The sequence below is a fragment of the Sphingobacterium sp. UBA6645 genome (assembly GCF_002455685.1).
Lineage (GTDB): Bacteria > Bacteroidota > Bacteroidia > Sphingobacteriales > Sphingobacteriaceae > Sphingobacterium > Sphingobacterium hotanense.
The window spans coordinates 341-7,139 of sequence record NZ_DKLH01000073.1 but is presented as its reverse complement, the minus strand read 5'-3'; the positions used below and the strand labels follow the sequence as shown (position 1 = coordinate 7,139).

The 6,799-nt window shown below is 40.1% G+C and carries 8 protein-coding genes; 3 read left to right on the top strand and 5 right to left on the bottom strand.

All coding sequences use genetic code 11. The features are described 5' to 3' along the window. Positions 1-29 precede the first annotated feature (29 nt). From lepB to B2400_RS13095, 5 genes are read right to left on the bottom strand one after another with little or no spacing between them, the layout of a single operon-like run. On the bottom strand, positions 30-1,460 hold the full coding sequence (gene lepB / locus B2400_RS13115; RefSeq protein WP_293934058.1) for a signal peptidase I: 1,431 nt from the start codon (positions 1,458-1,460) through the stop codon (positions 30-32). A gap of 6 nt (positions 1,461-1,466) precedes the next feature. Next, positions 1,467-2,210, bottom strand: a complete 744-nt coding sequence (dapB, locus tag B2400_RS13110) for a 4-hydroxy-tetrahydrodipicolinate reductase (protein ID WP_293934055.1) — start codon at positions 2,208-2,210, stop codon at positions 1,467-1,469. A 22-nt stretch (positions 2,211-2,232) separates the two neighbouring features. Then, a complete protein-coding gene (locus B2400_RS13105; RefSeq protein ID WP_293934053.1) occupies positions 2,233-3,000 on the bottom strand; it encodes a DUF5683 domain-containing protein in 768 nt (255 codons plus the stop codon). After that, positions 3,000-3,923 (bottom strand): ParB/RepB/Spo0J family partition protein, encoded by a 924-nt coding sequence (locus tag B2400_RS13100; protein WP_149527283.1) that lies wholly within the window; start codon positions 3,921-3,923, stop codon positions 3,000-3,002. Before B2400_RS13100 ends, B2400_RS13105 begins: the two co-directional genes overlap by 1 nt. Before the next feature lies 1 nt (position 3,924). Next, entirely contained in the window at positions 3,925-4,722 is a 798-nt protein-coding gene (locus tag B2400_RS13095) for a ParA family protein (RefSeq protein ID WP_149527284.1), read from the bottom strand. A gap of 217 nt (positions 4,723-4,939) precedes the next feature. Between B2400_RS13095 and B2400_RS13090 the strand changes: the two genes are divergently transcribed. The 3 genes from B2400_RS13090 to B2400_RS13080 all read left to right on the top strand — a co-directional run. Further along, the gene (locus B2400_RS13090; RefSeq protein WP_149527285.1) at positions 4,940-5,461 is read left to right on the top strand and encodes an NADPH-dependent FMN reductase; all 522 of its coding nucleotides are present in this window, start codon (positions 4,940-4,942) and stop codon (positions 5,459-5,461) included. 76 nt (positions 5,462-5,537) lie between these two features. Then, positions 5,538-6,218: a 3-keto-disaccharide hydrolase gene (locus B2400_RS13085; protein ID WP_293934050.1), complete on the top strand. Its 681-nt coding sequence runs from the start codon at positions 5,538-5,540 to the stop codon at positions 6,216-6,218. A gap of 243 nt (positions 6,219-6,461) precedes the next feature. Continuing rightward, the coding region (locus tag B2400_RS13080) for a DUF6686 family protein (RefSeq protein ID WP_293934048.1) at positions 6,462-6,799 on the top strand (338 nt) is incomplete at its 3' end.

Here is a 6,799-nt window from a genome sequence, read left to right as displayed (position 1 = left end):
AATAGCGCCCTCTTTTTTATGCTTTGGTATTATTCAATACCTTTAAAAATTCTATTCCATCTGACTTTGGATAAGAATGTTCCGTCTTTATCCCAGCTCATCCATGTAAATAATGCTTTACCTACGATGTGATCTTCTGGCACAAATCCCCATCCTCTAGAATCTAACGAGTTATGCCTGTTATCTCCCATCATCCAAAAGTAATTCATCTTAAAGGTATAAGAATCGGCTTTCACGTTGTTGATATAATATCCATCGCCACGTTGTTCGAAGGTGTTGCCCTCGTGAATCTGAATTGCTTTTTCATATAAAGGAACAGTCAAACTATCCAGCTTTACAGTCCATCCTTTCGCAGGAACGTGAATAGGTCCGAAGTTATCATAATTCCAAACGACACCGCCTTTATAATGCGGAAAGGCAGAAGCGCCGGGACTAGCATCCTGAGGCTCGAAGATTTGCTCTCTAAAGCTTTTCACGCTTTCCCAAGACTTCACTTGATCAGCCTCTTCTTTCGTCATGTGCAGTACGTAAAATCCCATCCTTGGCTCTGTATTTACTTGATCGACTTCAATACGCATATCTAAAAGGCGTTGCATATTTAAGCCGTTCGGCTCAGTTTCTACAATATAATTCGTTTGAAAGTCGGGATCAGTAAATGCAGGCTCACCATTGACAAAAAGTCTTGCGCGCTCCATAGAGACTACATCGCCCGGCAGACCAACACAGCGTTTGATATAATTCTCACGCTTGTCGATCGGTCTTTCAATTTCCTCAGGGAAGTTGAATACCACAACATCATAACGTTTGATGTCTTGGAAACCCGGAAGACGTTTATAAGGCACTTTAATAAGTTCTGAATATGCTTTACCACCAGTAACCGGCATCGTATGATGTGCAAATGGAAAAGCCAAAGGTGTCATTGGGACGCGAGGTCCGTAATTTAATTTACTAACGAACAAGAAATCGCCCACTAGTAAACTACGTTCCATGGAGCCTGTCGGAATCATATAGGCTTCAATTAAAAAGCCGCGAATCAAAGAAGCTGCTACCGTCGCGAATATGATGGCATCAGCCCACTCACGTCCGGTTGATTTCTTATATGGATATTTTTCTTTGAACTCGTCGCTTGTAGATAGACCTAAATACTTGACGTTAGGATCTTTTCCCCACATCGGAAGTACGATAAAAGGAACTAACACTGCCGCGGCATTTTCCCAAAAGCGACGCTTTCCGAATGCCTTAATGAAGTTCAAGTATAGATCGTAGAAGATGAAGATATTGACTATCGGGACGAATAACCATATCACCCACCAGGTCGGACGACCCACGAGCTGCGCCATTACGTATTGACCATAAATCGGCACTACGGCTTCCCAACCTTGTTTTCCAGCTTTTCTATATAACAACCAAAGCCCATAAAGTGCTCCGATTGTTGCTATGGCAAAAATGATATACCACATATATTTCTAATTATTAAAATCAAACATTTCAGTTACCTGAAAAAACCCCTTCTTTCCTAAAAGCCATTCGGCTGCAATAACCGCGCCCAATGCAAAGCCTTCGCGGCTATGTGCTGTATGCTTAAATTCTATCTGATCAACCTCTGAGCTGTATAAAACCGTATGTGTTCCGGGAACTTCCTCAATACGCAAGCTCTCAATCAACAGTTCATCTGGCTTCGGAATAACCTCTTCTCCTGAGCCTTCAACCGAATTTACCCAATTCTTCTTAGTATCAGTATTCTCTAAGATTCCCTCGGCGATAGTAATTGCCGTTCCACTTGGAGCGTCCAGTTTATGGATATGGTGTATCTCCTCCACCTGAACATCATATTGCTTATAAGGATTGATCGCCTTCGCAAGCATCTTGTTAATATGAAAGAATATATTAACGCCTATGCTAAAGTTGGAGCCGTACAATAAAGCCTGATCAGCTTCAATACAAGTTTCACGAACTTCATCTAAATGGTCATACCAACCGGTAGTTCCTACAACCAAGGGTAAATTGGCCTCAAAACAAAGACTGATATTCTCTAATGCTGCATGCGGAGTGCTGAAATCGATTGCTAGATCCGCATCTTGCAGGTCTTCGATTTCAATGCTGTCTCTATTTCTTTCATCGACGATAAGAACAACTTCATGACCGCGTTTCATTGCAAAGCGCTCAATCAACTGTCCCATTTTGCCGTATCCCAATAAAACAATTTTCATATGTGGTTAATTGGTTAATTTGTTATTTGATGGTAAATGTCATTTTCATTCCCGGTGTCAGCAAGCTTCTTCCGTTCATTGGCCCCATTCCCATACCAGGCATGGAAGCGTATGTTGGCAAGAAGGTCGGAGATATCTTTAAGCTCAAGTCATTGCTTACATTCCATCTATTCTTTAACATCGAATCAACGTAAGCTTCAACAATATTAAGACCATACCACCCAACCGTCACTAAGATGGTTAAATCACGGTTCCTTCGCGTATAATCTTTCTGCTTGATTAATCCTGCCTCATCCCATCGTCCGAGCGGAGTATCAGTTCCGGTTCCGAACTCTTGTCTATATTTTAATTCTGCAAGAAACTCCTTATAATACCACTGCCAGTAATCGAATACGACATAGGAGGTTACAAAGCCTCCGTAGATTATAGGGACTTTGATCCACCATAACCCCTTATTTGTATATTGACCCCAACCAGGAAGAATCATCGAACGTTTCCATGCAACGCGGGATAAGTGTTCAATCTCTAACCTAGCAGAGTCTTTTTTGATATTCTTGTAGTAGTACTTTGCTCTTTCCTTCTCTGCTTTTTCACGAGCCTTCCGCTCAGCACGAGACTCCTTTTTGGTCGTATCTTGTGCTTCCTTGATCTTTGCGGAGTCTTGGATGGCTTTCATATCCACCGAATCCCGAAGTTTCACTGTTTTATTCGTTTCAGGAATGGTGTCCTTTACTTGCGCAATGCTAAGAGTAAAGAAAAATAGAAAAGCAAGTAGCAATGTAAATCTCATTACCAATCTAGTAATTCTAAAATTCGGCTTAAATCATCTTCAGAAGAAAAAGGGATGACAATTGAGCCTTTTCCTTTGGTAGCTTTTAGATCCAGTTTCACACGGGTGGCGAATTTAGACGCTAAATCATCTTCAATTTTTTGGTATTGAAAGTCTAGTTGATCTGTCTTCTTCGGCTTGCGTCGTCTTTTCTCATCAGCCTGCTGGATTTCACGAACTAACTGCTCTGTTTTACGAACAGAAAGCCCTTTTTCCAGGATCTCTTGGAACACAAATAATTGCTTGTCAACTTCCCCGACATTGATTAAAGCCCGAGCATGTCCCATTGATAAATCGCCATCGCGAATAGAGGCTTGAATTACCGGCGGCAATTTTAAGAGGCGAAGATAGTTGGTTACTGTAGATCTGTTCTTAGAAACACGATCGCCAAGCTCTTCTTGTTTTAAACTACACTCTTCGATCATACGTTGGAAACTCAACGCAATCTCGATTGCATTTAAATTTTCACGCTGAATGTTCTCAATCAACGCCATTTCCAACATCTGCTGGTCATTGGCGGTACGAACATATGCAGGGATCTCGGTGATACCTGCCATTTTCGAAGCTCTTAACCTACGCTCACCAGAGATAAGTTGATACTCGTTTTTCCCTACTTGGCGAACGGTAATAGGCTGAATTAAGCCCTGAACTTCGATTGACTCTGAAAGCTCACGTAATGCTTGCTCATCAAAATCAGTTCGCGGTTGAAAAGGATTTATTGCGATTTGGGCTATTTGAATAAAATTGATACTGCCCGCAGGAGCGCTTGGTGTTTTAGGAGCAGATGTATTATTTCCTGAAGTATTTCCGACTCCAATATTTTCTTGCTGTAATAAAGCACCTAATCCCTTACCCAAACCCGTTTTACGCTGTTGTGCTGCCATACTATACTGTTACTGTTTGCGTATTTTCTTTTAACAATCCGTTCTTCTCTAAAATCTCACGTGCTAGATTCAGGTAGTTGATAGCTCCTTTACATGAGGCATCGTGCATAATCACGGATATACCGAAGCTTGGCGCTTCGCTCAGACGCGTATTGCGTTGGATAATTGTATCAAATACTAAGTCGTGGAAATGTGTTCTCACTTCTTCTACCACCTGATTTGATAATCTTAAACGAACGTCATACATCGTCAATAATATACCTTCGATTTCTAACGCGGTATTCAATCTATTTTGTACAATTTTGATTGTATTTAATAATTTCCCTAAACCTTCTAATGCGAAGTATTCACATTGAACCGGGATAATTACCGAATTTGAAGCTGTTAATGCATTAATTGTAATAAGCCCTAAGGATGGTGAACAATCGATGATGATAAAGTCATAGTCATCTTTCACCTCATCCAAGATACGCTTCATTTTAAACTCGCGCTCTTCTAAATTGATCATTTCAATCTCGGCACCTACCAAGTCTATGTGAGCTGGTAATAAATCTAAATTTGGAGTATCTGTATGTTGAATAGCCTCTCTAGGGTCTAAATCATTAACCAAACATTCGTAAATACTAGCTTTAATTGCACGAGGATCGAAACCAATACCAGAAGTAGAATTCGCTTGTGGATCTGCATCAACTAGAAGTGTTTTATATTCTAAAACGGATAAGCTCGCTGCAAGATTGATAGAGGTAGTGGTTTTCCCGACTCCTCCTTTTTGATTGGCTATGGCAATAATTTTTCCCATGATGATTCCTCAGATTTTGAAACTTCGTCTACTGTGCCGTTGCAAGTTTCAATCTGCAAATTAACATACCTTTGTGATATAAGACACTTAAATGATGTTAAATTTCTTAATTTTGAAGCTATTCTCATGCACAGTATACTCAGGATGCTAAGATACAAAAAATTGAATTAGGTATCGACAACCATCTAACATGCTTTTTATAAGTAACATATAAACAATGAATTTAATTATCTCTGGTACAAACCGCAAACGTTCTAACTCCTTAAGAGTCGCAAAATTCTATCAACAAGAGCTTGAGCGACGTGGTGAAGAGTTCGAAATCCTGTCGTTAGAAGACCTCCCAGATAATCTTTCTGTAACAGATCTCTATGGCCAACGCAGCGAAGAATTCGCTTCGATTCAGGAAAAAGTCTCTGCAGCACGTAAATTCATTTTCATTATCCCCGAATACAACGGAAGCTATCCAGGTATATTAAAACTATTCGTGGATGCCTGTTCATTTCCAAGTTCATTTTATCATAAAAAAGCAGTACTTGTAGGGCTCTCCACCGGAAAATACGGCAATATTCGAGGTGTAGACCATTTTACAGGGGTATGCAACTACTTAAGAATGCATGTGCTTCCTTTGAAAATACATATTCCCCTAGTTCAAAACGAGTTGAATGAAGAGGGAAACATTAATGATCCCCTCACGTTAAAATTCATTGATGAACAGATGGAAGAAATAGCCAAGTTCTAAATCAATTCTAATACGTCTTTCTATTGTTGATGTAATTGCCTATTTTAGAATTCGCAGTATCACATCAACAATTCCTATGTACAAACTTTTAAGCATACCCGCACTATTATTGGTTATTTCCGCTTGCACGAATCCCAAAAATGAAGAGCACATATTCAACGGTAAAAACTTAGACGGCTTCCATATTTACAATCAAGCAAAAACAAACTCCAAATGGAAGGTCAGTGATGGCACTATCCTATGCGACCCAAAATCTGAGGGTATCTTTGGGGACCTTGTGACCGATCAAGAATTTGAAAATTTCGAACTCAGCTTCGACTGGTGGGTGAAAAAAGGCGGCAACAGCGGTGTGTTCATCAATGTGAAAGAAGATACAGCATATGCTGCTACCTTTGCGACAGGATTAGAAATGCAGCTTTTAGATAATGCAAATGCTGAACATCGACATCAAATCGACTCTACGCATTGGGCCGGATGCCTGTATAGCGTTGCATGCAATTCACAAAACTCAAAGCCTAAACCCTATGGCGAATGGAACACAGCCAAAATTATCCAGAACAAGGGTATTGTAAGCTTTTGGCTCAATGATAAACTAACCTTTCAAGATGATATCAACAGCCCTGCTTTCTCGGAGAAAATCGCGAAAAGCAACATGAAAAATTACCCTGCGTTCAACACGTTCAAAAAAGGAAAAATTGCATTTCAGAACCATACCGATTCTGTAGGATTCAGGAATATTCGCATTAAATCGTTGTAAACATTCGCTCTATTTTTCGCAGGTCAGACAAATTTTAAAACCAAATACTATTAGGACGATCGCAGCGTTCTACAGGTAGGACAAGAAATTACAGCTACTTCGGCAAAATATAATCGAAATGTCATAAATAGATTCGGTAGCTAATTTATTTATAATGATTCTAAATAAGCTGTATATTTATATCCACGAAGGACGAAAAACTTCATTTTCATACAAAGTCCTGTTTACCCGCATAAGATAGGTATGCGGGTAAACCAGGCACAAGAAGAATCCTCAAGATATAAATTCGAAAACTCTATGGCCTGCAACAGACCAACTATACTTGCCCGAAACGAACTAGGATTTATTAGTATGCCTGATGGCTCCAATTTGATCCACCTCTGCTTTAACAATCTCCATATAAACTTCTCCGCCGACGAATTTATTGCGTTCCGAAGAATTGTGAAAGATTTGCTTCAGGAAGACTGTCGAATCCCTTTCCCCGACGGAACCATGCGCGTCTTATTAAACACGCCCTATGAGGGATTAAATTTCTCGTTCAACAACTTAGAACTAAATCAGGATCAAGCTGAATTCTTGGG

Coding starts and splice junctions, on each gene's coding strand:
- lepB (WP_293934058.1), bottom strand. CDS start 1,460: ATGTGGTATATCATTTTTGCCATAGCAACAATCGGAGCACTTTATGGG.
- dapB (WP_293934055.1), bottom strand. CDS start 2,210: ATGAAAATTGTTTTATTGGGATACGGCAAAATGGGACAGTTGATTGAG.
- B2400_RS13105 (WP_293934053.1), bottom strand. CDS start 3,000: ATGAGATTTACATTGCTACTTGCTTTTCTATTTTTCTTTACTCTTAGC.
- B2400_RS13100 (WP_149527283.1), bottom strand. CDS start 3,923: ATGGCAGCACAACAGCGTAAAACGGGTTTGGGTAAGGGATTAGGTGCT.
- B2400_RS13095 (WP_149527284.1), bottom strand. CDS start 4,722: ATGGGAAAAATTATTGCCATAGCCAATCAAAAAGGAGGAGTCGGGAAA.
- B2400_RS13090 (WP_149527285.1), top strand. CDS start 4,940: ATGAATTTAATTATCTCTGGTACAAACCGCAAACGTTCTAACTCCTTA.
- B2400_RS13085 (WP_293934050.1), top strand. CDS start 5,538: ATGTACAAACTTTTAAGCATACCCGCACTATTATTGGTTATTTCCGCT.